Annotated in this window: 33 protein-coding genes and 1 tRNA gene; 7 read left to right on the top strand and 27 right to left on the bottom strand. The window is 41.9% G+C overall.

Going from position 1 to position 21,910, the window contains the following annotated elements; translation table 11 throughout:
- The first annotated feature begins 7 nt into the window (after positions 1 to 7).
- Together ACSSWA_RS01565 and ACSSWA_RS01560 are read left to right on the top strand one after the other, a co-directional pair.
- Positions 8 to 3,697 carry a Ser-Thr-rich GPI-anchored membrane family protein gene (locus ACSSWA_RS01565; protein WP_437354835.1) on the top strand — a complete coding sequence of 1,230 codons (3,690 nt, stop codon included), beginning with the start codon at positions 8 to 10 and terminating at the stop codon, positions 3,695 to 3,697.
- 54 nt (positions 3,698 to 3,751) lie between these two features.
- Positions 3,752 to 3,822: transfer RNA gene (locus tag ACSSWA_RS01560), tRNA-Gln, on the top strand.
- Between the two features lie 36 nt (positions 3,823 to 3,858).
- Here the strand turns inward: ACSSWA_RS01560 and ACSSWA_RS01555 are convergent.
- The 23 genes from ACSSWA_RS01555 to ACSSWA_RS01445 all read right to left on the bottom strand — a co-directional run bounded on the left by ACSSWA_RS01555 (position 3,859) and on the right by ACSSWA_RS01445 (position 14,986).
- Positions 3,859 to 4,233, bottom strand: a complete 375-nt coding sequence (locus ACSSWA_RS01555) for a hypothetical protein (RefSeq protein ID WP_437354834.1) — start codon at positions 4,231 to 4,233, stop codon at positions 3,859 to 3,861.
- A 1-nt stretch (position 4,234) separates the two neighbouring features.
- Positions 4,235 to 4,483: a hypothetical protein gene (locus ACSSWA_RS01550; RefSeq protein ID WP_437354833.1), complete on the bottom strand. Its 249-nt coding sequence runs from the start codon at positions 4,481 to 4,483 to the stop codon at positions 4,235 to 4,237.
- 17 nt (positions 4,484 to 4,500) lie between these two features.
- On the bottom strand, positions 4,501 to 5,130 hold the full coding sequence (gene lexA, locus ACSSWA_RS01545) for a transcriptional repressor LexA (RefSeq protein ID WP_437354832.1): 630 nt from the start codon (positions 5,128 to 5,130) through the stop codon (positions 4,501 to 4,503).
- 809 nt (positions 5,131 to 5,939) lie between these two features.
- Complete coding sequence (locus ACSSWA_RS01540; protein ID WP_437354831.1) at positions 5,940 to 6,233, bottom strand: VVA0879 family protein; 294 nt, start codon at positions 6,231 to 6,233, stop codon at positions 5,940 to 5,942.
- Complete coding sequence (locus ACSSWA_RS01535) at positions 6,214 to 6,435, bottom strand: hypothetical protein (protein ID WP_437354830.1); 222 nt, start codon at positions 6,433 to 6,435, stop codon at positions 6,214 to 6,216. The genes ACSSWA_RS01540 and ACSSWA_RS01535 overlap by 20 nt, the downstream gene beginning before the upstream one ends.
- A gap of 186 nt (positions 6,436 to 6,621) precedes the next feature.
- On the bottom strand, positions 6,622 to 6,975 hold the full coding sequence (locus tag ACSSWA_RS01530) for a hypothetical protein (RefSeq protein WP_437347853.1): 354 nt from the start codon (positions 6,973 to 6,975) through the stop codon (positions 6,622 to 6,624).
- A gap of 8 nt (positions 6,976 to 6,983) precedes the next feature.
- Entirely contained in the window at positions 6,984 to 7,289 is a 306-nt protein-coding gene (locus ACSSWA_RS01525; RefSeq protein WP_437347854.1) for a helix-turn-helix domain-containing protein, read from the bottom strand.
- On the bottom strand, positions 7,282 to 7,458 hold the full coding sequence (locus ACSSWA_RS01520; protein ID WP_437354829.1) for a hypothetical protein: 177 nt from the start codon (positions 7,456 to 7,458) through the stop codon (positions 7,282 to 7,284). The genes ACSSWA_RS01525 and ACSSWA_RS01520 overlap by 8 nt, the downstream gene beginning before the upstream one ends.
- On the bottom strand, positions 7,455 to 7,928 hold the full coding sequence (locus ACSSWA_RS01515) for a regulatory protein GemA (protein WP_437354828.1): 474 nt from the start codon (positions 7,926 to 7,928) through the stop codon (positions 7,455 to 7,457). The genes ACSSWA_RS01520 and ACSSWA_RS01515 overlap by 4 nt, the downstream gene beginning before the upstream one ends.
- Positions 7,904 to 8,407, bottom strand: a complete 504-nt coding sequence (locus ACSSWA_RS01510; RefSeq protein ID WP_437354827.1) for a host-nuclease inhibitor Gam family protein — start codon at positions 8,405 to 8,407, stop codon at positions 7,904 to 7,906. The genes ACSSWA_RS01515 and ACSSWA_RS01510 overlap by 25 nt, the downstream gene beginning before the upstream one ends.
- Positions 8,388 to 8,561 carry a hypothetical protein gene (locus tag ACSSWA_RS01505; protein ID WP_437354826.1) on the bottom strand — a complete coding sequence of 58 codons (174 nt, stop codon included), beginning with the start codon at positions 8,559 to 8,561 and terminating at the stop codon, positions 8,388 to 8,390. The genes ACSSWA_RS01510 and ACSSWA_RS01505 overlap by 20 nt, the downstream gene beginning before the upstream one ends.
- Positions 8,555 to 8,974 (bottom strand): hypothetical protein, encoded by a 420-nt coding sequence (locus ACSSWA_RS01500; protein ID WP_437354825.1) that lies wholly within the window; start codon positions 8,972 to 8,974, stop codon positions 8,555 to 8,557. The genes ACSSWA_RS01505 and ACSSWA_RS01500 overlap by 7 nt, the downstream gene beginning before the upstream one ends.
- A gap of 1 nt (position 8,975) precedes the next feature.
- Positions 8,976 to 9,218 (bottom strand): hypothetical protein, encoded by a 243-nt coding sequence (locus ACSSWA_RS01495; RefSeq protein ID WP_437354824.1) that lies wholly within the window; start codon positions 9,216 to 9,218, stop codon positions 8,976 to 8,978.
- Positions 9,190 to 9,408 carry a hypothetical protein gene (locus ACSSWA_RS01490; RefSeq protein WP_437347861.1) on the bottom strand — a complete coding sequence of 73 codons (219 nt, stop codon included), beginning with the start codon at positions 9,406 to 9,408 and terminating at the stop codon, positions 9,190 to 9,192. Before ACSSWA_RS01490 ends, ACSSWA_RS01495 begins: the two co-directional genes overlap by 29 nt.
- Entirely contained in the window at positions 9,405 to 9,626 is a 222-nt protein-coding gene (locus ACSSWA_RS01485; protein WP_437347862.1) for a hypothetical protein, read from the bottom strand. The genes ACSSWA_RS01490 and ACSSWA_RS01485 overlap by 4 nt, the downstream gene beginning before the upstream one ends.
- Positions 9,599 to 9,889, bottom strand: coding sequence for a hypothetical protein (locus ACSSWA_RS01480; RefSeq protein WP_437354823.1), 291 nt, complete (start codon positions 9,887 to 9,889; stop codon positions 9,599 to 9,601). The genes ACSSWA_RS01485 and ACSSWA_RS01480 overlap by 28 nt, the downstream gene beginning before the upstream one ends.
- A gap of 11 nt (positions 9,890 to 9,900) precedes the next feature.
- The gene (locus ACSSWA_RS01475) at positions 9,901 to 10,860 is read right to left on the bottom strand and encodes an AAA family ATPase (RefSeq protein ID WP_437354822.1); all 960 of its coding nucleotides are present in this window, start codon (positions 10,858 to 10,860) and stop codon (positions 9,901 to 9,903) included.
- Between the two features lie 92 nt (positions 10,861 to 10,952).
- A complete protein-coding gene (locus ACSSWA_RS01470) occupies positions 10,953 to 11,387 on the bottom strand; it encodes a hypothetical protein (RefSeq protein WP_437354821.1) in 435 nt (144 codons plus the stop codon).
- Between the two features lie 2 nt (positions 11,388 to 11,389).
- Positions 11,390 to 13,198 carry a Mu transposase C-terminal domain-containing protein gene (locus tag ACSSWA_RS01465; protein ID WP_437354820.1) on the bottom strand — a complete coding sequence of 603 codons (1,809 nt, stop codon included), beginning with the start codon at positions 13,196 to 13,198 and terminating at the stop codon, positions 11,390 to 11,392.
- 10 nt (positions 13,199 to 13,208) lie between these two features.
- On the bottom strand, positions 13,209 to 13,886 hold the full coding sequence (locus ACSSWA_RS01460) for a hypothetical protein (protein WP_437354819.1): 678 nt from the start codon (positions 13,884 to 13,886) through the stop codon (positions 13,209 to 13,211).
- 127 nt (positions 13,887 to 14,013) lie between these two features.
- Positions 14,014 to 14,226, bottom strand: coding sequence for a hypothetical protein (locus tag ACSSWA_RS01455; RefSeq protein WP_437354818.1), 213 nt, complete (start codon positions 14,224 to 14,226; stop codon positions 14,014 to 14,016).
- A gap of 28 nt (positions 14,227 to 14,254) precedes the next feature.
- Complete coding sequence (locus ACSSWA_RS01450) at positions 14,255 to 14,725, bottom strand: phage regulatory CII family protein (protein WP_437347869.1); 471 nt, start codon at positions 14,723 to 14,725, stop codon at positions 14,255 to 14,257.
- Positions 14,726 to 14,809: 84 nt separating this feature from the next.
- Positions 14,810 to 14,986, bottom strand: coding sequence for a helix-turn-helix domain-containing protein (locus tag ACSSWA_RS01445; RefSeq protein WP_437354817.1), 177 nt, complete (start codon positions 14,984 to 14,986; stop codon positions 14,810 to 14,812).
- Positions 14,987 to 15,070: 84 nt separating this feature from the next.
- Between ACSSWA_RS01445 and ACSSWA_RS01440 the strand changes: the two genes are divergently transcribed.
- The 5 genes from ACSSWA_RS01440 to ACSSWA_RS01420 all read left to right on the top strand — a co-directional run bounded on the left by ACSSWA_RS01440 (position 15,071) and on the right by ACSSWA_RS01420 (position 17,937).
- Positions 15,071 to 15,763, top strand: a complete 693-nt coding sequence (locus tag ACSSWA_RS01440) for an XRE family transcriptional regulator (protein WP_437354816.1) — start codon at positions 15,071 to 15,073, stop codon at positions 15,761 to 15,763.
- A gap of 21 nt (positions 15,764 to 15,784) precedes the next feature.
- Entirely contained in the window at positions 15,785 to 16,069 is a 285-nt protein-coding gene (locus tag ACSSWA_RS01435; RefSeq protein ID WP_437354815.1) for a hypothetical protein, read from the top strand.
- 18 nt (positions 16,070 to 16,087) lie between these two features.
- Entirely contained in the window at positions 16,088 to 16,495 is a 408-nt protein-coding gene (locus tag ACSSWA_RS01430; protein WP_437354814.1) for a hypothetical protein, read from the top strand.
- A gap of 118 nt (positions 16,496 to 16,613) precedes the next feature.
- Positions 16,614 to 17,462 (top strand): hypothetical protein, encoded by an 849-nt coding sequence (locus ACSSWA_RS01425; protein WP_437354813.1) that lies wholly within the window; start codon positions 16,614 to 16,616, stop codon positions 17,460 to 17,462.
- Complete coding sequence (locus tag ACSSWA_RS01420) at positions 17,452 to 17,937, top strand: hypothetical protein (RefSeq protein WP_437354812.1); 486 nt, start codon at positions 17,452 to 17,454, stop codon at positions 17,935 to 17,937. The genes ACSSWA_RS01425 and ACSSWA_RS01420 overlap by 11 nt, the downstream gene beginning before the upstream one ends.
- Before the next feature lie 60 nt (positions 17,938 to 17,997).
- Here the strand turns inward: ACSSWA_RS01420 and ACSSWA_RS01415 are convergent, their stop codons facing one another.
- The 4 genes from ACSSWA_RS01415 to ACSSWA_RS01400 form a co-directional block, all read right to left on the bottom strand.
- Positions 17,998 to 18,264: a hypothetical protein gene (locus tag ACSSWA_RS01415; RefSeq protein WP_437354811.1), complete on the bottom strand. Its 267-nt coding sequence runs from the start codon at positions 18,262 to 18,264 to the stop codon at positions 17,998 to 18,000.
- On the bottom strand, positions 18,261 to 18,833 hold the full coding sequence (locus ACSSWA_RS01410; RefSeq protein WP_437354810.1) for a phage virion morphogenesis protein: 573 nt from the start codon (positions 18,831 to 18,833) through the stop codon (positions 18,261 to 18,263). The genes ACSSWA_RS01415 and ACSSWA_RS01410 overlap by 4 nt, the downstream gene beginning before the upstream one ends.
- A 186-nt stretch (positions 18,834 to 19,019) precedes the next feature.
- Positions 19,020 to 20,261: a PBECR2 nuclease fold domain-containing protein gene (locus tag ACSSWA_RS01405; protein ID WP_437354809.1), complete on the bottom strand. Its 1,242-nt coding sequence runs from the start codon at positions 20,259 to 20,261 to the stop codon at positions 19,020 to 19,022.
- Between the two features lie 39 nt (positions 20,262 to 20,300).
- On the bottom strand, positions 20,301 to 21,902 hold the full coding sequence (locus ACSSWA_RS01400; protein ID WP_437354808.1) for a phage portal protein family protein: 1,602 nt from the start codon (positions 21,900 to 21,902) through the stop codon (positions 20,301 to 20,303).
- Positions 21,903 to 21,910: the final 8 nt, after the last annotated feature.

The raw sequence follows: 21,910 nt of genomic DNA, 5'->3' as shown, positions 1-21,910 counted from the left end.
GGAAAAAATGCAAAAATCATTTTTTATATTATTTGTAATTTTATTGGTGTTTTCCTCATGTAAATTAAAAGAAGAATCCGATATTACGGGTCCCGGAGGCGGCAGCGTTACGGAAAGTTTGAAAATAACTGCCCCAAACGGAGGCGAAGTTATTGTTGAAGGCACGTCGTATGAAATCAAATGGAGCGGCTCAACATCTTCCCTTATTAATCTTTCCTATTCGATAGATAACGGCGGCAAATGGACTTTGATTGCCGACAGCGTCCAGAATACCGGCGTGTACGTCTGGTTCCCCGTCCCAAGCCAGATATCAAACCAATGCAAAGTTCGCATTACCAATACAGAAGAAACCGCATTCGACGAAAGCGATACTACTTTCAGCATTATCAGAAGCAGTAACGAAAGTCTTAAAATTATTAGCCCGGTCGGCGGCGAAGAATGGGAAGCGGGTACGTCGAAGGAAATTAAATGGTACAGCACAGGCATTGATTCGGTAATTATCGAATATACAACAGATAACGGAAATCATTGGAATTACATTGCCACCGACAGAAAAAACACGGGTATATATTACTGGGAACCCGTGCCGAATACGCCTTCTACGCTGGCGAGAATTCGTATTAAAGACGCGGAAGACGGAAGTCCTTACGTCGAAAGCGACAATGTATTTTCTATTTTGCCCGAGCCTCAAATTAAAGTGCTCGAACCCAATGGAGGCGAAATTTGGCTTGCCGGTTCTACTCAAAAAATCGAATGGCTCTCGGAAAACATTAAAAACGTTAAGATTGCTTATACGATTAATAACGGATACGAGTGGATTACAATCGAGGATTCTATACCGAGCACGGGCTTTTACGAATGGAAAAATATACCCGACCTAAATTCGAAACTGTGTAAGATAAGAATCTACGACGCTCTCGACGGCGAGCCGTGGGACGTTTCGGACAGCACCTTCCAAATTACCAATCAGGTAAGTCAGGCAATCGAAATTACAAGTCCCAACGGAGGAGAAAGCTGGCAGGCGGGAACGGCTCAGAATATTACATGGTCGTCGGTTGGAATTAAAAATGTAAGTCTCGAATTCTCGGCTAATAACGGACTTACCTGGGATGTAATTGCCGAAAACGTACCCAATTCGGGCGCCTACGAATGGAACGTTCCTGATAAACTTTCTACACAATGCCTTATCAGAATTAGAGATGCCGAAGACGGGGTTCCGGTCGACCAGAGCAATAAGGTCTTTAGGATTGTGCCCAAACCCAAAATAGAAGTAGTTTATCCGAACGGAGGCGAAACGTGGACTGCCGGCGTGCTCGATACGATACGCTGGAACTCAATCGGAGTTGAAAACGTGACAATTATGTTTAGCTCCAACAACGGAATTACCTGGGAGCAACTGGTCGAAAAAACTCCTTCGAACGGAAGATATCCCGCCAGTTTTACAGTGCCTTCGAGTCAATATAAAATCAGAATATTCGACTATGATAACGGCTCTCCGATAGATGAAAGCGACGGCACATTTATAGTCCTGTCCGAACCGAGCGTTACGGTATTAACGCCCAACGGCGGAGAACAGTGGTACGCAGGGGCAAGCGACAATATATTGTGGAAATCGACAAATATCGAGAACGTAAAAATTGAATATTCGATTAATAATGGAGCTTCCTGGAAAACGATAGTCGAAAGCGCTCCCAGTACGGGATTCTTTGCATGGAAAAATATCCCGGATGTAAATTCGCTGTTATGTAAAATCCGGATAAGCGACGCTGACGACGGAATTCCTTCGGATGTTTCGGACGATGTATTCTCGATTACTAATAAAGGAAATCAATTAATTCAGGTTACAAGCCCCAACGGCGGCGAATCGTTGACTGCCGGAGGCAGTTACAATATTAAATGGAATGCCGCTGGTATTGAAAACGTAAAAATCGAGTATACATTTAATAACGGAATTAGCTGGAATACAATCGTTGAAAGCACTCCGAGTACAGGGTTTTATAACTGGAGTAAAATACCGAATACTACATCGACAAATTGCAAAATTCGCATAAGCGACGCCGACGACGGCGTTCCGAGCGACGAAAGCGACGCTTTCTTTAATATTGAGCCAGAACCGTATATTCAGGTGCTCGAACCGAACGGAGGAGAAAGTCTTTTCTACGGAACTCCGGTAGAAATTAGATGGGCTTCTGAAAATGTTAGATATGTTAAAATCGAATATACTATAAACGGAGGCGCTGACTGGGTAACAATTGTTAATTCCGTCGAAAGTATCGGTACATACGTATGGAGTAATGTCCCGAATACAAATTCGTTACAGTGCAGGATAAAAATTAGCGACGCTACCGACGGAGTGCCCTTCGACGTTTCCGACAATAATTTCCAGATATCGAATCAAATTACACAAACAATGAGAGTAATATCGCCCAACGGCGGAGAAAAATGGCAGTCGGGCACATCACAAAATATCCAGTGGGATTCCAAAGCGGTTACTAATGTGGATATTGAATATACAATTAATAACGGACTAACATGGACGCCGATTGTCTCTAATTATCCGAGTTCGGGTTCATACGAGTGGAATCCGGTGCCTAACGTAAATTCTACTCAGTGCAAAGTCAGAATTAAAGACAGTCAGGACGGAACGCCGGTTGACGAAAGCAACAGTACTTTTTCCATTCAACCGAGTCAGAGTATTGAGGTGATTTATCCGACTTCAGGAGTAGAAATATTGTCTGGTCAGAAATTTAAGATACAGTGGAGATCGCAGGGAATAGAATACGTCCGGATTGAATTTAACCCGTATAATACAACCAGCGAACTTGATTGGAAAGTACTGGTTGACAGCGTTTCGGGCGCTGACGAAGGAGGCGGAATCCGTTCTTATGAAGCGAGCTTTTCAATTGTATCCGATAATTATGTCATAAGAATAAGCGACGCTGCCGACAGATCGCCCCTCGATTACAGCGACGGCGTTTTCAAAGTAAAAGAACCGCCGACTATTAAAATCCTCACGCCAAACGGCGGGGAGCAGTGGCTTACGAGCAAATATAACGTAAGCACTACAGATTATCAGAATTATCATCCGTACGAAATAAAATGGAACGCAAATAATATTAATAAAGTTAAAATCGAATGGTCTACGAACGGCGGCGGTACGTGGCATACTGTACCTGGAGCGGAAAGCACAGAAAACGACGGCAGCTTTATCTGGGCGCCCGGCAGGCTCGATTCGCCTCGACCCGACAGTTCGGATAACTGCAAAATCAGGATATCGTCTGCAGATCCGGGCATTACGGCAAGCGACGTTACCGACGGTTATTTCTCGATACACGCTAGCAAAAAAATACGCTTAATATTACCTAACGGTGGACAGTATTACTATCTTACTGAAGATGAACAACAAGATCCCAAACCCTCAGAACATTGGCCTATGTTAATAACATGGTCTTCGTATGCAATATCGGGTAATGTAAATATCTATTACAGTTTACAAAATGGGGCAGAAGGAACGTGGAAGACTCTTGTAACAAACTATCCGTCTACGGGAGCATATGGATGGGATTTTATTTTCGGGCCAGTACAGGAAGCTTTACCGTCGACACAAGTAAGAATTAAGGTTGTTGATTCAGAGGATACGAAAGTGTGGGATATAAACGATGCGCCGGTTAATCTTAATATTATATCGGGAGAATAAACAAACTGCTTGCATTGTATATGAAATAATTATTTTCTTTGTACATAATAATTTTGCCCCGTGGTGTAATGGGAACACGCTTGACTCTGGATCAAGAATTCAAGGTTCGAATCCTTGCGGGGCAGCAAAATCTTACCAAAAGTTTATTCCCGGAAGAGTAATTAATCAGATAACGGAACGACTCTGATTCTTTTCCTAAGTTCCTCGGGCAGATGCGATATTGCAATTTTCGCTTTGTAGAGATGTACTTTCGGGACTCCGATAAAAAGCGTTATCCGAGAGTTCGATCTTCTCCCTCTAAAAAGAGTTGAAATTTTTGATTCGAGCGTCGCTCGGTCGAGTTCTTCTTCGTTCAATGTGATTCCGATTGCAATTCTCTTCTTAAAGCGGGCGACAGCGTCTACTTCGAGATTGTCGATGGGCGAGGGCGGAGGCAGGTACTTGCCGTATTTACGGCTTATCATCATATAGCCGCTGTTTCTTATCTGATCGATAAGAAATTCAACCCGATCCCTATGCAGATTTCTCTTTTTCATTTTAGTTGCAAAGAGGGAGTATCGGAATTACCGGCGAAAATTTTTGCATCCCCAGGATTTTTATGTTGGAAATCTTTTCGTATTCAAAACTTCTAATTTCATTAGCGCCGTTGATTCTTCCGTAGAGCACTTTTTTACCGCGACGGTTCCGTGTAATATAATACGGCTCGATTGTAAAGGGAGTAAGCCCGTAGAGAAAAGAAATTCTGTTTCTGTTATAAATTGCGGTGGAAAACAATAAGGTTTTCATCTTTAATCTCCTCTTTTTTAATGGTAGCTGCGGAATACGCCAACTACCTTTCCGATTATTGTAAATTCTTCCGGGTTATCGACAACGATCGGCTCGTAATTGTCGTTTTCAGGTATCAGGTAGATTTTATTGTTCTCGACGTGGAAACGTTTCATCGTTGCTTCGTCGTGCAGCAAGGCGACAATAATATCGCCGTTTTGAGCTTCCCTTTGCGGCTGGATTATAACCAGATCGCCTTCCAGAATTCCGGCATTAATCATACTGTCGCCTCTTACTTTCAGCCCGAAACATTCCGTCCGGTTGCCTACCAGATTCTTGTCCAGGGACAAATTGCCCTCGATATTTTCCTCGGCAAGAATCGGAGCGCCTGCTGCCACACGTCCGACAATCGGGATATCGATAATGGAATTTGATTTTTCACGCCCGCTGCCTACTATAAGAGAAAGCGTTCGACTGGCGCCGCTTTCGTTGCTCAGATAACCTTTTTTAATTAATGCGTCGATATGCCGTTTGACCCCGAATGTGCTGGCAATATTGAAATGCTTGCCGATCTCCCTGTATGTGGGAGGATATCCGTTAAAATCGACATAATCCTGTATGAAATCGAGAATTTCTTTTTGACGGTTTGTTATATTTTCTTTTTTCATAGTAGTGCTCGTTTGTACACCTCTAATATAGTGAACGGATGTGCAGGTGTCAAGAGGAAAATTATTTTTTAAATAAAAAAAGCCCGGCAAATGCAGTCCTTTGCATTAATATAAAATTTAGTGTAAAATGAGAAATAAAAATGGAAAAATTATTGAATGTAAGTGCATATAATTAAACAAGATACAGAAATAGATGTTAAAAATAGCAAAATGAGAAAAATTACATTTTTTACTATAAAAAAGGCTTTATTTGCATATAAATTGAGAAATGATCAGCTATTAAACGGCTTATAAAAACTAATTAAAAATAGCGTTTAATGGCTTATAATCGCGTTTAATAGGCTCTCTGAAAGGGTGCAAAGGCATTTATAGGGCTGTTTAATCATTGTTTCTCTGCTAATCAAATAGCTGGAAATAGATTTTTTTATTGTCTCTGTGCAATTAATTAAATTATAATAAGTTATGAAAATCTTCATATCCAGTAGTAATTTGTAATTATTTACTATTATTAGCGGTATGATTATGTCAATATGGCAGTTTATTAATGGAGGAAGACGTTTAGGAAAGGCTTTTAATCAGAGTTATAACGGCTCATTATGTTATCATTAATCTGTTCCCAGGAGAAATATTTATCGGAATTATTCTCCCTCTGGGTTCTTTTCCTTGCTCGTTTACGATCCCAGATAGGTATGTTATTATTATATAGCAGCCAGAACAGATAATTATTCGGGATGCTGAATTCCTTACATATCCGATCCCTGGTCATTTCCTTATTTTTATATAATTCTTAATATTCATATTTCTCCTTATTATGCTATATCAAATCTGGGATGCGCGTTTCCGGAGTCGTCGATGATTTCGACATTGTGAATTGGGAATAATCCTCCGAGAGAAAAGTCGCATCCTTTCGCTTCGCTGAATCTGCCGATGCAGCTATAACCGAAGTAATTGAATACGTCTTTCATATCTATGCCGGCGTCGAGAAAATCCTGAACTGTTTGCTCGCATTTGCATATTGGACATATTACTTTCCAATTTTCTATTTTTTCGCCGTGCCTCGCGCGCAGTAAATCGATATATTCTTTAATTTTCATCTGTTTCATTGATACTCTCCTTGATTCTATAATATTGATTTATTATCTCTTTATAGAAATGGATAGTAACTTCGTCATATTCGTTCAAGTGAATTTGATTTTCAAACACATACTCGATTATAAAATTCAAGAGCCCCTCGTAATTATCTATCTTATGCAGTTTATTTAATCGCTTTTCGTCTTTCTCATGTATGCCTTTTATATCATTCATAATAACTCCTTTATTTAATTGAGGGGCGGGGACGGCGGATGTCCCATTGCGGCTAAGGCGGACCGCTTTGCCCCTCGCGGTTAACTTTATAATATCCCTATGAACAGAAGGAAACAATATAAAACGTAGAAGAATAAGGCTATTATTAACTGTATGTCGTATTTGTCAAATCTCATCTTAGCGGCTCTATTTAAATTCGTTTTCTTCGGCTTCGCGCTCCAGCGGTTTTTCGTCGTGAGTTTTCCAAAAACAAATGTATGCCCAGATAATCGTAGCCCAGAAACCGACAAAGCCCAGCCGCTTGCGCTGAAGATAATGAGTATATTCATGCTTAATTACGCGCTCGGTATATTCCGAGGCTATTATGTTTGTGTTTTTGTAGAATACAAATTTTACGAAAGCGCCCTTCAACCCTGTAAAAACTCCCTGTGCGCCGAAAGGCAGATTGGACGACAGATATATTGTCAATCCGCCTTTGTTTACGATAAATTTGTCTTTGGCGAATAAATTCCATAATGTTTTCCAAAAAAGATACAGCATCGCGGCTCCTATTCTTTGTCTTCGAACAGATCGTAATTGTCGTAATTTTTTTCTTCGCGCCAGTTGTAGATGGTTTTTTCGGATACGCCGAGAATTCGAGCAATTATATTATACGGGATGGAATGTTTTTTTTGCGCATAGATTTTTTTCAACATCATTATCGGCGCGGAAGATATGTGTATGCTAGTCTTTTCAAAATGCTCATGGATTTTCATGTAGTTATCGAATCCGATCAGATCAATCAGATCGCGCTGATCGGGAGTAAAGTAGTCTTTGTAATTTTCGATTTCTTTGATCCAGTCGTATTTATTCATCGCCGGCTCCGCTTATGAATCTATATATCTCATTGCATATCGATTCGTACAGTTTCGAGATTATTGTCTTAAGCGCATTCGCAAACATCAACATAACCAGCATTACCGCAAGCGTTATTATCATATATAATATCGATAATACGATTGATATTAATATTGTTCTTGTCATAGTTCCCGTATGGCTTTAATTACTTTTTGAACGTCTTTCTTAAGCAGAAAACCGATATGATCCACTCCGGCTATCCGTTTAATAAAGTGATTCAGCGCGGCGTCGGTTTTGTTACGCACCTTCGGCGACGTATGCCAGAGCGCGTCTATAAGCCGCATCTGGCGCGGCTCGGCAAAGCGATAGTCGCGTCGCGAATATTCTTCGTATTTAAGAACTCTGCCGCGTTTCGTTTCCTTGAACCCGAGTTTGCGGAATATCCTTAGAAGATATTCCGCCTGATCCCGGTCCAAATCTTTCGAGCTCGCGCAGGGCGAGCCGTCCGGCTTGATGAAGCCGGAAAGAATGTCTTCGTACTGCTGACGCGAAAGATTCAACTGTTTTGCCGCAACATGAATTTTGATTATTTGCGTCCTGGTAACCGGTTCGATATTTCTGCCTGCCGCCGTCATGACTCTTTCAGATTTTCCCAATTAATTTCGTACCCGAATTTTTCCTGCTGGTCTATCTTCAAACCTATGGCAGCGAGTCGTTCGTCGTCGATTTCCTTAGCGGCATACGAAGCCAGTATTGCGTCTTTGTCGAGCTCTTTCTTAATTCGCACGTATTTGTTCTTAAAGAGTTTCGAAGCGAGCTCTACAGCCGTTGCTACAGTGTATTTGCGGTTAAGCAAACTCACTTTAGGCGGCGTGGTGCGGAAGAATATTTTACCGAAGAGGAGATTCTTGGTTCGCGCGCTTCCGAACTCGTTTTTGTTTTTGATGCAGAATTTTTCGAGTTCTTTTTCGAGCGCAAGTTTACGGGAGCGCGCTTCGGAGGTTTCTTCTTCGTATGCGCTTTTCAGCTCGTTAATTTTTTCGTTCATCTTAATTTCGCGGTCGGCAATGAACGAATCGCACTCGGCTATTTCTCGCAGAGCGTTGTTTACGTCGTCAAAGTTTCTCAGTTGCATCGCATTCCTCTTTGTTTTTATGATGTAATTCTTCTATTTCCCTTTTAAGCATATAATTTTCTCTGACCAGGTCTTCGGCTTTCCCGGATGCGAGCATTCCGCCGATTATCAGACCGAATAGAGTTCCCAACGCAAAAGCTGCCGCTATTAACATTCCGCCTCCTCTATTATCAGATAAAGTTTTTGAAAGTTAATCGACCAGACAGTGTTCCGCACGCCGCTGGGACCAAGTTTTGTTTTGCCGTATGAAACTATAATGCCGAGCTCTTTAAGAGCGTTTCGTCTGGCGCTAACGTATCCCGGCGGCCAGCCGAGAAGGTCTACAATTTCGTTATCCGTCGCTTCGCCTCCCAGTTCCAGCACGGCGCGGAGGTATTCTATTTCTTTTTGAGCAAACTGCGTTTTGAACGCGTCGTAAGCGCGGCGGCTTATTTCCTTGCCGTCCCATATCCATGCCGGCAGCTTCTTCTTTTCCGGAACGTCCTTCTGATTGAAAAGAGGAAGATCGACGGTTACGCCGAATCTTTGTATGCGTTCCAGCTTTCGCATGTTTTGCTTAAAAGACATATCAATTCACCGATATTGTTCTCATACGTCTGTCGTTATATACGCAGCCTTCGAGCAGCTTGATGTGCAGCTTTTTGAGCGTGCAGTATGCGGCTATTATTTCCTTGCGTTCGCTCTCGCACGTGTCGTCATATATTTTTTTATATAGCTCCTGAGCAAGTCTGTCTATCAGATCGACCGGCGAGACCGCATCGAGAATTTCCGAAACGTTTATTTCAACTTTCAATTGATTGTTCTTTTTCATGACCGTTCCTCTTATTAATTAATTCAATGAAATCCGGATCGTTAGTAATGCCGTCTTTCATCTGCCGCCAGTTCCACCAGCAATATTCGTATATGACCGCGGCGCAAAGGGTCCTTATAAAATCGCTGCCGTGAGCTTCCTGCAGCTCTTTCAAATCGCGTTCTATTGTTTCCGGGCTGACGCGCATCATAATGCATCACCGTTCAGTTCGTTTTCTTCAAGGTCTATAAGGTCTTTTATCTTTATCGAGCAGCGGATAAGATCGTATTCGGCTTCGGTTAGTCTCTGCAGCTGCAAGCTTTTGTATAACTGCATGTAATTATCGTTCTTCACTTTTTTCAGCTGCGAAAGTAGTTCTTCTATGTCATTGTGCAGCCGCTTTAACGCTGCCGCATATAATTCTGACATTTTTTTCTCCTTTTTCCGTTTTTGTTCGTAGCGTAGACGGTAATAAGTTTTTTATGTTTAATAATAATGTCACACCCGAAAAGATTGCTGCGCAAAAGAACTCCGCGATCGTTGTCGCTTATATAATATGCCGTTTTCAATATTGTTTTAAGAGAGCGTTTAGCCGCTCTTAATCGCTGATTATAATCCGTTATACTTAACAGATTCGGGTTGATCCTTTCGCAAAATCTCTGGCAGCTGTGCTCTGTGAATTCAATGTTCATTTTATTCTCGCTTATGTTAATAACGAACTTGCCGCGCTGTCTATAAGATCGTCGCTCAAAGGTTCGCCGGTTTCGTGAACCGTTCTTTTAACGAGAGATATGAGATGCTGTAAATAGCGTCCGTTGTGTTTAGAGAGCGACAGGAAAGTGGCGGCGAAATTTTTTGCTTCGGGATAATTAACATCGAGTATTGCGCGCACGTCGTCGAGTTCAAGAGTTCTTATTTCTTTCTGATAACCGACACGGCTGAAGAGCTGCTGCAATTCCTTGCGCGTTCCGCGCAGACGGTCGAGCAGCCTGCCGGTTCCGGAAAGCAGCATACCGATTTCTGTAAAATCCTGAATGCGGCGTATTACTTCAAGGCATTGAACCGTAAGGTTTTCGCCTTCGTCAATTATAAGAAGACGTTTCGTGCCGCCCAGCACGTTTACTATCGAGCGGAAAAGTTCGTTCGAAGAAACAGGAACCGGTCTGTCCCCTTTGTAATTGAAAACGGGAATACGGATTTCGTTGCAGATGTCTTCGATTAAACTGCGTCTTGTTACCAACGGCGTAACTTCGATAAGAACCGATGTCGGGTTGCGGCGTTTGAATTCCTTGACTGCGTGAGTTTTGCCGCATCCAGGAACGCCGGTTATTACGGAAATAGTTCCTTGGGTTAATGCATAATGAGCGGCTTTGAAAATGTGCGAAGCTGCTGTTGTCATTGCAAATTTTAACGTGCCGCGATTGAGGTAATCCTGCTGCGACGCAGAAACGTTATCGAGATAATTTGCAACTTTCAGCGCAATTTCGCTGAGCGATCCGCTTGCTGGATATTTCCCGTTTTTGAATTGATTAATAGTTGTCGCGCTGTAACCGGTGTTGTTTCCGACTGCGCGGTCCGACGAGATTGAAGCGGGATTGTTCTTCTGGAATTCAATCAGACGGTCGATGATTGCCCGGATTTGCTCGTTTGAGAGATTTGACATATTTTAAAGTCCTCCTTCTCTTTGAAGTGAGGTTAATCCCCGCGGCTGGCTATGCTTGGCGGCTCAGCAGCCGCGGGCTTAATTAAAAAACTTCAATTCAGCAGTTTGAAGTCCGCTTCTATGGTCATCACGCGCGTATAAGACGGCCATTTGCGCAAATCTTTCATTGCCGAATCCGAGTGCATAAGAAGAAGAAGAGGAACGCCGTAGCGGCGGAAGTCGTCGAACACGCGCGCATAGCTTTCTTTAATCATATCCGCGTTGTTGACCGTAATAATTTTCCCCTGAAGGAGTTCAGGCAGCATGTTGAACGAAAGCCCTTTCACTTTAAGTTTGGAACCGAGACGGTATTTGAGCATTGCAGACGTGTAAGCGTCGCGGGCGTTGATTACAATGTGTTTCTTTTCGTCGAGCAGACGGTTAACCAGCAACGCCGCGTCCACGTTCGGAATGTTGTAGATGATGCCGAGCGCTTTTTGTTTTTTAACGCGCGCCAAAAACTTTTCCATTCCGGATTTTTTCTTCATCCTCAGCCCTCCGCTGCTTTAGGTATTAAATCTATGTTTTTAATCTTTGCGTCTTCCGGAAGCGACCAGCTGTCGATCAAATCTCTTTTTTTCTTTTTTGTTTTTGCGGGTTTGTTATCCGCGGCGCTTTGCCGTTCCGAGCCGGCTTCAATCTGAAGCACGTTCGTTTCGAATTGTTCTTTAACCGCCGGGTAAACCTCTTGTTTCAGAAATTCGCGAGCGTCCGATACAATCGGTTTTTTCATCCGCGCTTTCATTTCAATTCGTTCGCGGAACCGACGTACGTCTTCTTCGTCGCCGAGTATTACCGCCGCCGGATGAACCTTTTCGACTCGTTCGGCTTTGCATATAAAATTATCGTTTTTATCGTAAACGTAAATCGAATCGGTGTTCTGAATGTCATAGCGCACGAGCACTTCGTCCCATTTTTTGCCGAATAAAGCTTCGTTCCAGTAGTGACCGTTGAACATCCTTATGCCGTTCCGGTATACGGTTGTTATTCTGGTTTTCATCATCAAAAAGTCGAGTTCTTCTTTGTCCACACCGGGTCCTTTGCCCGCTTCGAACACTTCCGCCGGCGTCAATCCTTTAAGATGTCCGTTCTGTTGAACTCTGTGGGCGTATTGATCGAACCACCACGCTATCGCTTTATGCGCCGCAAAGATGTCGATGGTCGTGCCGCTCATTAATTTTTCGTATAGCTTAACGTGCAGTTTTTCGCCGCGGTGCATCCTCGGCGGCTGAGAGCTTATCGACGCTCCTACGTATGTCGGCGCCAGGCGTTCCAGTTCCCCGAACGTACGGAAAAATCTCTCGATTGTTTTCGATTGCCCGTGGTACGGAATCGCGGTAATTGTTTTTATACCGAGACGTTCGAATGTGCTTACAATGTTCAGCATTTCGACCGGTTTTGTAAAATAATCCGCATTGAAAGCCCGACCGTTGTCCATATAAACAACTTTGGGATATTTGCCCAGCCGTATAATCGAACGTCGCAGAGCGGATTTGATTGCCTGAGTGTTTTCGCTAGGGTCTATTTCCCAGCCGAGGGGCATCGAGCTTTTCATGTCGAAGTAGAGTATAAGCATCATGCGTTTGGGCTTGCCGGTGTAGGGATTTATAATCTCAAAATTCAGCTTATGACCGTCGGCTACTATAATATCGCCGACTTCTATCCTGTCGTAATCGCGTTCCAGGTAGGGCAAAACTTTGTCGTCAAGAGCCTGTTCGCCTTCGCGGTAGAATACCCAGTCGGCGTAATGTTCAACTTTCCATTTGTCCAAATATCTCCTGTACGTCTGGGAGCTCAGAATAGGAGTAATATCTTTTGCTTTGAATTCTTCTATTGCCATTCGTATAGCTTCGGAAATCGCAGGTTTGTTTGGGTTCAGGACGTACTTGATAAGGATTGCCGATTGTTCCGGAGTAACCTGCATCCCTCGTTTGCGTTTGCTTCTCATGAATATGCGCATGTCGTTTCCGGAGCGTTTATAATCAACCTTCCAGCGTTCGATGGTTTTCCAGCTGCCTATTGCTCCGGTGTATTTCATCAGTTCCGGATACGCCCCGCCGTTGTAGATATTAACAAACTTTTCCCTCGATTCCTTGCCTTTGCCGTTTTTATTTAGGTATTCAAGATACAATTTAATTACTCCCACATACGCGTTGCATTGTAGTTCTTCTTCGTCTGTAAGAGAGTGAGATTCTTTGTGTCTATGAATGATTTCCCTATTCACAGGGTTTGTAACATTATTCTCTTTATATCTCTTAGGAGATAATGATTTTGGGTCTAAATAATTAATCTGCTTCAAGAGCCCCCTCCTAATTAATATGTCTCTTGAAAACATTAATTAGAGAATCGAAACAATTATTAATGTGTACGGCGTCTGTCTTATCAAGAAAAGTGCATCTCTTTGCTATTTCTGAAATAGCATTAATATGCGTTGCTACTTTATCATGCGCTATCTCCGGAGTTAGTTCGTCATTTTTTATTTTTATCAATGGCTTTTTTCTCATTAATAAAGAAATCTCTTTGTCAGTTAATTTTTTTAATTCGTTGATAGTTCTTACTTTACCCCGGATAATAACTATTCCTTCTTTTACTAAACGCTCTCTTTGTTTTTCAGGAAGACGTGTTAAAGGATATAAATTACGAATAGGTATTGACGAAAGGTAGCTCATAGTGAGCCAATTTGTAATATCATTTAAATTTAATTCTTGCTCACGCGTGAGCCTATCTGTATTTTCTTCAATATATGTAAAAAAACAATTACCAATTTTAATCAATTTGTTTACATAACCTTTAGAATAATTATCCTTCTGTCTAGCATAGTCATAAATATTATTATAACCCAATTCTATAAATAAATGATGTCTATAAATTTGCCAGTAAGTATAGCAATTCACTATTTTTGACAGTCTTCGGAGTTCATCGTACTTATGTGCAATATCTGCTCTATTATATTCTTTTCCTATATATACAATATTATTTGTCTCCATCTCCTCTTATTTATCTCCTTCTATAATTGCATAAAGACTTAATAATAATGAAGATTTTACTACTATTTTATTTAACTTTTATTGTAATCTTATTACCATCATTAATTTTGCAAAATCCTCTGATTTATTAATTAATCTTCTTATTATTGCGTTTTTCTTTTTCGGACACCAAGTCATTCAATATTGATATATTGATCCCTAGATCTTTCAAATCCCTACTGATAATCGAAAGCAAAGTCCCCATTTCTTTTGTAATGGCTTCAGCATCAGCTTTGTATTGTTTTATACGAGTCATTAAATCCTGATCGGTTAAAGTATCATATAATTTTGTTTTTAACATGGCTTCTTTCTCCTGTTTTAATTTTAACTTATAGATTCATTTCGAGCTGACCGCTCATTTTTTTGTCGCAATACTTTTTGCAGGACGCAGTTGACTTCATACAGTTAATCAATGCGTCTTCGACAATGTCGAAATTTTTTTTATTTGGTTCGGACAAAAACTTTCTCAATGCCGCAACGGCTTCGATCGTGGCTTTCTGGTATTCTTCCACAATAACGCCTTCGTCCATTTTTTTTATCGCCACTTTCGGTATCCTGAAAGCAATTCTTCCGCGGCGGGCTTCGAGGTAATCGAGTATGGAATCGTCGTTTGTGGCGTTGAGCAGCGGAATGAGCCGGCGCAGCGGAAAGTCGGCGTAGCTGGTCGTATCCTCGTCTGCGCAATAGCGATACAGAACCGACGCGCTGCAGCTGCATTCTTCTGCAATTTCATTAATGGATTTTTTGTTGCGGTGGATTGTGTTGTAAAGCGCTTCTTTTAACGACCTTGGGATTGACATTATAATTTCCCTCGTCAAATTTTTATGTGCCCGGTTAAAATTTTAATGGCTATGGCATATTTATAAAAGTATATTTGCACAGCGTTAAACTTTTTTTAACTGTTGTTTGATAATAGATTTAATGCGTTCGAGCATCTCCGGGTTCTTCCTGGCTCCGCTCATCAGCATCGAAACGTAAGGACGGCTTATTCCCAGGAGCCGGGCTATTTCGGATTTGTTAACGAGTCTTTTGTTGAAGTCCGGGTGGAAATTATGTTTCATTTTATTATTATCCTTTAGTAAAATTAGTGTCACATGCAAAGTTAACATAATGCAAAAATATTGTCAAGTAAAAATAATAACAATATGAAAAATTCTTTAGGGAAAAGAATATATTCAATAAGAAAAAAACTCGGATTAAACCAGACAGAGTTTGCCTTATCAATAGGGCTCTCAACAGCCTCAGCTATTAGTTTATATGAGACAGATGACCGAGAACCCGACATAGAGACTCTGAAAAAAATAGCAGAGATAGGAGACGTGGATTTAGGCTGGTTGATAACTGGGCAGGAGATTAACGAGCCGAAGGAAGCTTTTAATACGGTCTTCCAATACGGGCTTAAGCAGTCGCTCGAAAGCCGGGTAAGGGAAGACGTATATCGATATATGAAAAAGCAGAAGAAAAACATTTTTCCGATCGTTACGGAACTGCCCGAAAAAATGGAAGAACTTGATAAACCGGAAACTTATGCCAACGCAGATTTTATATCGCTGCCTTACAACCACGATAAATGCGCCGCGCTTACGGCGGAAGACGATTCGATGGCGCCGACTATAATGAAGGGCGATTTTATTATAGTTGACATGCTAAAAAATATTAAAGACGGCAATATTGCCGTTATTGTAAATATAAACGGCTCTCATATTATAAGGCGAATAAAACATCATGAGGATTTTATAATTGTCTATTCGGATAATCAAAAGTATGCTCCGGATATTATATATAGAAAGCAAATAAAATTCATGAAAAAAGTAGTAAAGATTATTAAGGATGTTTAACAAAATGATATGGAGGGTAAAATGAACGCGTATGAAATACCGATATTTACGACGTCGCCTACTAGAAATTGCGAATCAATTGGTATCGTATCATATTATCACGCAACAATGTTTACGAAGGAAAAATATGGTAAAATATCTTACGATGACCTCGTCCAAGAATTAGTTAAAATTATTGCTAAAAAAGGGAAAGAGCTAGGCGCAGATGCAATATATGGGTTAAAAATCGATTGTATTGTCTCTTCAGGTATGATGGGAGCAGGTTGGAATTATAATGTATACGGAACGGCAGTAAAATATATTTAAATTAATAACGAGGCAGACATGGCCGACAAAATAATATGCCCGGTGTGCAGAACTGCAAATGCTGCGGAAGCGGAAGACTGCGCAAAATGCGGCGAAAGCCTAGAAGGCGCAAGAGCGGCTGAAAGGCGGGAAATAACGGCGGCAAAAAGAATTTTTTCCTCGGAGATTGCAATCTGGCTTAAAGCGATGGGATGGATCTATTTTGCGCTCAGTTTCATTGGCGGATTCGTTCTAATAGGCAGAGCGTTCGAATGGGTCTACAACGGCGAACGTTTCGAACGGATATTGAACCCGGCGCTATTCTCGATGGGCGTTGCGTCCGTAATAACGAGCGTAATAGTATTGCTGATATGCCTTGGCATAGCGCGCGTGATAGAGCAGAATATAAGCTTGTACAAACAAACGGGCAGAGCGTTAAAAGATTGACTTCTGTTGACGGGAATGGGAATAAGCGGTATATTAACGCATATAAAAATGCGGCGCAATGAACTCACCGGGTATGAGAATATTATTTCAAAATTATTAAAGCTTCTATGGTTTGGCAATGCCTCCGAATATAAGAGATATAACATATTATTTTGGAAGATTAAACCTTATAGCCCATTATGAAAATAAAAGAGAATTCTTACTAAAAGCGCTTAAGTCTAATATTATCTGGAAACATAAAGATACTAACTGGGGCTTTTTCGATATAGAGGAGATCGACAGCGAACATGGTTCATTCATACACGGCTATTTGGTAAAATACAGTCCAAATTACAATGAAGAGGTTGCCAACCCGGAAACTCACAATTTAGAAGAACAACAAATAAATAATTACGTTCTTGCTAAATCCAGATTTTTTCTTCATATCAACTCGGGGCTAATAACTTATCATCCGGTCGGTGTAATAATATCTAAAGAAACATTTAGGAAAAATTTTTGTAAGCTTTTTGAACATTCGTTGGAAGGTATGTTCGTCAGCGCCGAAATACAATCGATAGATGAAGAAGAAAAAATATTCGAAGCGATTAAAAAATTCAAAAAGGTACTAAAGCTGCAAATATATCTTCATCCATCGAATCCCAATAACCGCGATATATGGAAAAGAACAGACGATAGACTTAAAAAATTAGGAGCGTCAAAATATAAAGAATATTACGAAGCGCAAGAAGATGGGAACTTAAACATAACTGATGATGAGGAAATAAACAGTAAAATATCAATGGCGGACGACGGTTACGGCCAGGCTGCCGTTACAGGAGAAATGGACGGAGAGAAAAAAACCGTCAAGACAGGCGACAATCCTGTAACGGCAAAAGCGCCGGGAGACAATCTTAAGCCGGCTGAAGCGCTCGAGATATTGATGGCAAAAATAAAGGAAATATTCGGCAGGTTTAAACATGAAGATTAAAAATATAATATTTTCATGGGATTTAATTGTCGCCTTAGCTCTGTCGGTATTATTATTTGCTCTTATCCCTTCGACTATATCCAACGAGTTTGCCGTTAAATTATATGATATAGGCATATCGGTATTGTCAATCGTATTTTCTGTATTCTTTGCCGCCATGGCAATAATAATATCCGCGTCGGATGACGACTTCGTCCGGTTCCTTGATGAAGAAGGGGATTATACCGCAATTATAGGAACCTTCAAATTTTCATTGATGATTCTGTTCGTCGCTTTGATTTATTCAATTATATTATCGGCGTCAACTTCGTACATGATAAGCCTTGGGGATAAAGACCAATGCAAAATATTTATTGTGTTGTTCACGCTGCTGTTCTCATACGGATTATTCGCCACTTTGAATTCAACATACGACGCCATAAAATACGCGCAGTACAGAACAAAGTTCTTAAAAATTAAAAAGAAAGGCGGATAGCTTTCAATAAATATCTGTCAATCAAATATAGGCAATCCTTTTACATAATGGTAATCCAAGCTATCTTAAGGATTCTTTAGCCAATCTTTTTTCTTCTTCCTTCTCTTGAGCGTATATCATCGATTTAACTTCTTCCCACTGCGCCTGGAGACCCGGACAATTTATTAAATGACTCGTGTGTTTATATCTGTCGAATCGATTGTCGTAAATTTCCGACCCGTCTTTCAGCTCCACGGGCAAATAACTTCTAAAGCCGCGTCCGCGCAGTATCACGTATCGCGCGCCGCATCGCTTGCAGCGGTATATATGATTCAGTTTAATCCTCATTTAACGCCGTTTATATGCCTCTTTATTATGTTGATAATATTGTTTTTATAAGGCTCGGTTAAAATCATGAACGGACGCGCAGGAATGTTAACAGTGTAAGCGCGCTGTCCGTATGTATATGCCGCTTTCTGTTTGTGGCTCTTCTTTGCAAATACGAGCAGGTTCTTATTGCTCTGCTGTCTCATCAGATTTCCTTTTCTGTCCGTGCGGTGGAACAAAGTGCGGGTTCTTGCAGCCATCGATATTACGCCGCCGAAATGATGTATTGCAGCGTAGCGCATATTGGTTGAAACAACCGCGGTATATTCCGTAGCGGAAGATTGTATCGACCTGATTAAATTTCCGCGCGCCTGTAAAACAGCGTCGGCAAATCCTTTCCTCTTCTTTTGTTTCAATGTAGCGGGACGCAGAGCTTTCCAGCCGCCGCTGCCGGCGCCTTGAGTACGAAACTCATTTATAACAGAGGCATACATTTCTTCTGCAATTGCAGTCATCAATTTGCGGTTCGGAAGGAATCGTTCTTTGATACTGTCGATTAAGGCATTTATTTGTTCGAGGTTATCTGCCATGTTGATTTTATTTTTTATTAATTATAATTTTGTTTACCGACCTTACGGCGGCGTTCAAGCCACGCCCCGCGGCGTTAACCGTAAGCGGTGTAGCCCAAGGCGCGGGACTTGCAAAAGGGCTACGCAATGTTTTTTATCTGCCATATACTTGATTTTAATATGTCAAAGAAAAAATATGAAAGCTAATCACAACCTGCCATATAACAGCTCGCCCACTCTCAGTTTATCTATCTGCGGAGCTCTCCGTTGAAACGCATTCCAGAAAACGGTACTATCGCCCATCATGTTCAATACGACGAATATATCTTCCTTCGTTTCGTCGTCGTTAAACAAGCCGATATAAGTTTTGCGCAATGTTTTATTCGCGTCATCATTCCTATCAACATATTCGGTTAAATAAATTTCATATGGATTTTGCAGAGTTGCTTTTATGTATGGAATATATCGTTCGCGTCCGTCAGCTTTTTCGAGCAGATGCGTCATGCGATCGAGCGTAATCAATGCTTTGTCGTTGTCGTATGTGTCAATCAGATTCCAGTCGCGGAACTTAAGCTCGAATTCTTGCTTAATTAAATTTATCATCTGTTGCATCCCTACAGCATCGAGAGCGGGAAATTTATCCGGCGCCGTTTGCCTGTCTTTAATTTGTCTTGCCGGCAGCCGCCCAAAGTCGGCAAAAGTTTTTTGACCTTTTAAAATTGCATATAGTTCGGGTTTTGTGTCCCATGCAGGATAAGCCTTGCCCGGATTATACTGCCACTCCGGCGGTATATTTTTAATTTGGAAATCCGAACCGTTTGAAATTTCCAATCCGCGGGCTTCCACTTCGGCGGCGGTAAGCGGTACAACGTAACATCCGCAATTCCAATCCGAAGGCGGATAGATTGTATTCCATATCGGGTCGTCGTATCGGAATACCTTGTCGGCGTAATACGAATGGGATTTCCTTTTTGTTTTGCGGTCGATTTGTTTGTATTGCCAGTAAGGGCGCTGCTCTGCGTTTTCAATCATCATCTTGTAACGCCCGGCGGAGTATGCAACATTTGCGTTGGTTTGATAGATTGTTCTAAGCCTGCGCGGCGAACCGAGTTCCACAATTTTATCCGGGTCGATTCCGCTTTTGGGATCGTAGCCCGGAACGTCGCTTGCTTTAACGCGTCCCCACCAGCCCAGGCGTTTTAGCATCGGCTCCAAATCTTTCTTAAACTGCTCGTAAGTAATTCCTTCAGAAAAAATTTTATCGACTTCGTCTTTAATTGTCTGCAGGATGTCGAGCTTCATCGCCTTTGCAACCGTAAAAGCGCGGGCGTGCTGTTCCTGCCAAACGTCCTGCCAGTTCCAGCTAAATTTATATCCTTTGCTTTTATACCACTCGACAATTTGTTGCGGTGGGAGTGTGAGTAAATATTTTAGTTGTTCTGTTGTCATAATTATTTTTTATAGATTCCCGCTTATGCGGGTATGATATTAAACATTAATCCTTCCTTCAATATCTGCAATGAATAAAATCTTAGTTGCAAGATTTTCAATCTCGTCGGTTTTCATATCCGGGAAGAGAGCATAAAGCCCGGCAATGAATTCGTCGCGACTGTTCGATTTATTGGCAAGTTCGATGACTGGTTTAAGTGTATTTTCAATCTGGAACTGAAGCAATTTATCCGGCAGAGCGCCGGAAACTTTATCCCCGAAGATGCCGCCGGATTGTTCTGCAAATTCTATCTTTTTATTAGTAAGCCAATTCCAAAATTTTTTCAGCGGCGAAGGTTTGCTCAAGTTCGCTGGTTCCGGCGCTCCGGGAAGCGGCAGAGTAATATCCGCCGGCGCTTCGACAGGCTCAGCGACCGGCGCAAGCTCGAAATCATCTTCTTCAAGATTGTAGTTATTCACAAAATATTTCTTAGTGAACTTCAAACCGATCTCCTTCAGGTTCTTGTCGCGTTCGGACTTGTCTTTATTAATGTCTTCCAGCTCGAACGGTTTGAACTCCGGATAGAGTCCGCTGCCGATATTGATGTCAACAATCCATTTGAATAATTGATTGAACAGCTCGGTCGGAAAGTCGCGGTCTTCTTCGCTAAGGTTCGATTCGATAGTATCGGCTCCGGTTTCGGTCGACGCGTACGATCCGACGCCCTGGCGTTCGACCGAAAGCGCGTTCGTTAGTATTGCTTTTGCGATTGCGTTGTCGCACCGCTGGAGATATTTTTCGTGCAGGTCCGCGCTTGCCGAATGCGGCTCGATTATTTGAATCGAACTGTCGTCAGGTCCGGTTGCAACCGCGTCCTGAACCATGTTCGAAAGCTTTGTCATCAAATCGTAATGATCTTCCGGCTTGGCTCCGCGGGGCAGCTTGCCGAAGATAAAAGGCATTCCGTATTTCTCTACGAAGAGCGAAAAGAAACGCATCCCTCCGCGTTTAAAAGTTACGGGCCAAAAGCAGCGCGACAATGCTTTGTCGCCGTAGGGATTATCATATTCCGGATCGTTCTGAAGCAGAATAAATTTATAAGCGTATTTCGGATCGATATTGTCTCCCACAATTGGAATTCCGTAATAATCCAGATTTGTCCTGAATAGCAAATTATTCCTGTCGTCGAAGGTAAACCATTCGCGCGGTTTTTCCTGAACTTTAACTGGCAGCAATGCGCCGTCTATCTGCGCCCAGGTTATTTCGAATACCGAGTAACCGAAAAAAATCGGATTAAGACTTTGCGAAATTATATCCTTTATTTTGTTCTTATTGTCCGCAAGAAGCGTTAGAGCCCGTTCGCATAGTTCAAGCTCTTTGTCCGTAGCGTCGCCCTGTTCTATGCGCCAGTCGAGACTTTTTGTAAGATTCTTTCTTCTTGCCATCAATGCGCCTACCTGCTCGTCGCTGCGTAAATCTTTGTAGACGGTCTGATCCATGTTGAGTTTACGCAGTATCGGGTCGGGATCGGGCAGGTATCCGAAGAATCCGGGGAAACCGCCGAGCGCAAACTGTCGCGTCGCGACTTCGCTCGTTAAATTCCTGCTGATTTCGCTCAGCGGAACGAACGTTGTAGGATTTATATAGAGTCCTTTAGCCATGTTAACCT

This window comes from Melioribacter sp. Ez-97 (genome assembly GCF_051488665.1).
Lineage (GTDB): Bacteria > Bacteroidota > Ignavibacteria > Ignavibacteriales > Melioribacteraceae > Melioribacter.
This window is presented reverse-complemented; position numbering and strand designations above follow the sequence as displayed.

Bases quoted from the DNA above. Each gene is read 5' to 3' on its own strand.
- ACSSWA_RS01565 (WP_437354835.1), top strand. From the start codon at position 8: ATGCAAAAATCATTTTTTATATTATTTGTAATTTTATTGGTGTTTTCC.
- ACSSWA_RS01555 (WP_437354834.1), bottom strand. From the start codon at position 4,233: ATGAAAAAGAGAAATCTGCATAGGGATCGGGTTGAATTTCTTATCGAT.
- ACSSWA_RS01550 (WP_437354833.1), bottom strand. From the start codon at position 4,483: ATGAAAACCTTATTGTTTTCCACCGCAATTTATAACAGAAACAGAATT.
- lexA (WP_437354832.1), bottom strand. From the start codon at position 5,130: ATGAAAAAAGAAAATATAACAAACCGTCAAAAAGAAATTCTCGATTTC.
- ACSSWA_RS01540 (WP_437354831.1), bottom strand. From the start codon at position 6,233: ATGAAACAGATGAAAATTAAAGAATATATCGATTTACTGCGCGCGAGG.
- ACSSWA_RS01535 (WP_437354830.1), bottom strand. From the start codon at position 6,435: ATGAATGATATAAAAGGCATACATGAGAAAGACGAAAAGCGATTAAAT.
- ACSSWA_RS01530 (WP_437347853.1), bottom strand. From the start codon at position 6,975: ATGCTGTATCTTTTTTGGAAAACATTATGGAATTTATTCGCCAAAGAC.
- ACSSWA_RS01525 (WP_437347854.1), bottom strand. From the start codon at position 7,289: ATGAATAAATACGACTGGATCAAAGAAATCGAAAATTACAAAGACTAC.
- ACSSWA_RS01520 (WP_437354829.1), bottom strand. From the start codon at position 7,458: ATGACAAGAACAATATTAATATCAATCGTATTATCGATATTATATATG.
- ACSSWA_RS01510 (WP_437354827.1), bottom strand. From the start codon at position 8,407: ATGCAACTGAGAAACTTTGACGACGTAAACAACGCTCTGCGAGAAATA.
- ACSSWA_RS01505 (WP_437354826.1), bottom strand. From the start codon at position 8,561: ATGTTAATAGCGGCAGCTTTTGCGTTGGGAACTCTATTCGGTCTGATA.
- ACSSWA_RS01500 (WP_437354825.1), bottom strand. From the start codon at position 8,974: ATGTCTTTTAAGCAAAACATGCGAAAGCTGGAACGCATACAAAGATTC.
- ACSSWA_RS01495 (WP_437354824.1), bottom strand. From the start codon at position 9,218: ATGAAAAAGAACAATCAATTGAAAGTTGAAATAAACGTTTCGGAAATT.
- ACSSWA_RS01490 (WP_437347861.1), bottom strand. From the start codon at position 9,408: ATGATGCGCGTCAGCCCGGAAACAATAGAACGCGATTTGAAAGAGCTG.
- ACSSWA_RS01485 (WP_437347862.1), bottom strand. From the start codon at position 9,626: ATGTCAGAATTATATGCGGCAGCGTTAAAGCGGCTGCACAATGACATA.
- ACSSWA_RS01480 (WP_437354823.1), bottom strand. From the start codon at position 9,889: ATGAACATTGAATTCACAGAGCACAGCTGCCAGAGATTTTGCGAAAGG.
- ACSSWA_RS01475 (WP_437354822.1), bottom strand. From the start codon at position 10,860: ATGTCAAATCTCTCAAACGAGCAAATCCGGGCAATCATCGACCGTCTG.
- ACSSWA_RS01470 (WP_437354821.1), bottom strand. From the start codon at position 11,387: ATGAAGAAAAAATCCGGAATGGAAAAGTTTTTGGCGCGCGTTAAAAAA.
- ACSSWA_RS01460 (WP_437354819.1), bottom strand. From the start codon at position 13,886: ATGGAGACAAATAATATTGTATATATAGGAAAAGAATATAATAGAGCA.
- ACSSWA_RS01455 (WP_437354818.1), bottom strand. From the start codon at position 14,226: ATGTTAAAAACAAAATTATATGATACTTTAACCGATCAGGATTTAATG.
- ACSSWA_RS01450 (WP_437347869.1), bottom strand. From the start codon at position 14,725: ATGTCAATCCCAAGGTCGTTAAAAGAAGCGCTTTACAACACAATCCAC.
- ACSSWA_RS01445 (WP_437354817.1), bottom strand. From the start codon at position 14,986: ATGAAACATAATTTCCACCCGGACTTCAACAAAAGACTCGTTAACAAA.
- ACSSWA_RS01440 (WP_437354816.1), top strand. From the start codon at position 15,071: ATGAAAAATTCTTTAGGGAAAAGAATATATTCAATAAGAAAAAAACTC.
- ACSSWA_RS01435 (WP_437354815.1), top strand. From the start codon at position 15,785: ATGAACGCGTATGAAATACCGATATTTACGACGTCGCCTACTAGAAAT.
- ACSSWA_RS01430 (WP_437354814.1), top strand. From the start codon at position 16,088: ATGGCCGACAAAATAATATGCCCGGTGTGCAGAACTGCAAATGCTGCG.
- ACSSWA_RS01425 (WP_437354813.1), top strand. From the start codon at position 16,614: ATGCCTCCGAATATAAGAGATATAACATATTATTTTGGAAGATTAAAC.
- ACSSWA_RS01420 (WP_437354812.1), top strand. From the start codon at position 17,452: ATGAAGATTAAAAATATAATATTTTCATGGGATTTAATTGTCGCCTTA.
- ACSSWA_RS01415 (WP_437354811.1), bottom strand. From the start codon at position 18,264: ATGAGGATTAAACTGAATCATATATACCGCTGCAAGCGATGCGGCGCG.
- ACSSWA_RS01410 (WP_437354810.1), bottom strand. From the start codon at position 18,833: ATGGCAGATAACCTCGAACAAATAAATGCCTTAATCGACAGTATCAAA.
- ACSSWA_RS01405 (WP_437354809.1), bottom strand. From the start codon at position 20,261: ATGACAACAGAACAACTAAAATATTTACTCACACTCCCACCGCAACAA.
- ACSSWA_RS01400 (WP_437354808.1), bottom strand. From the start codon at position 21,902: ATGGCTAAAGGACTCTATATAAATCCTACAACGTTCGTTCCGCTGAGC.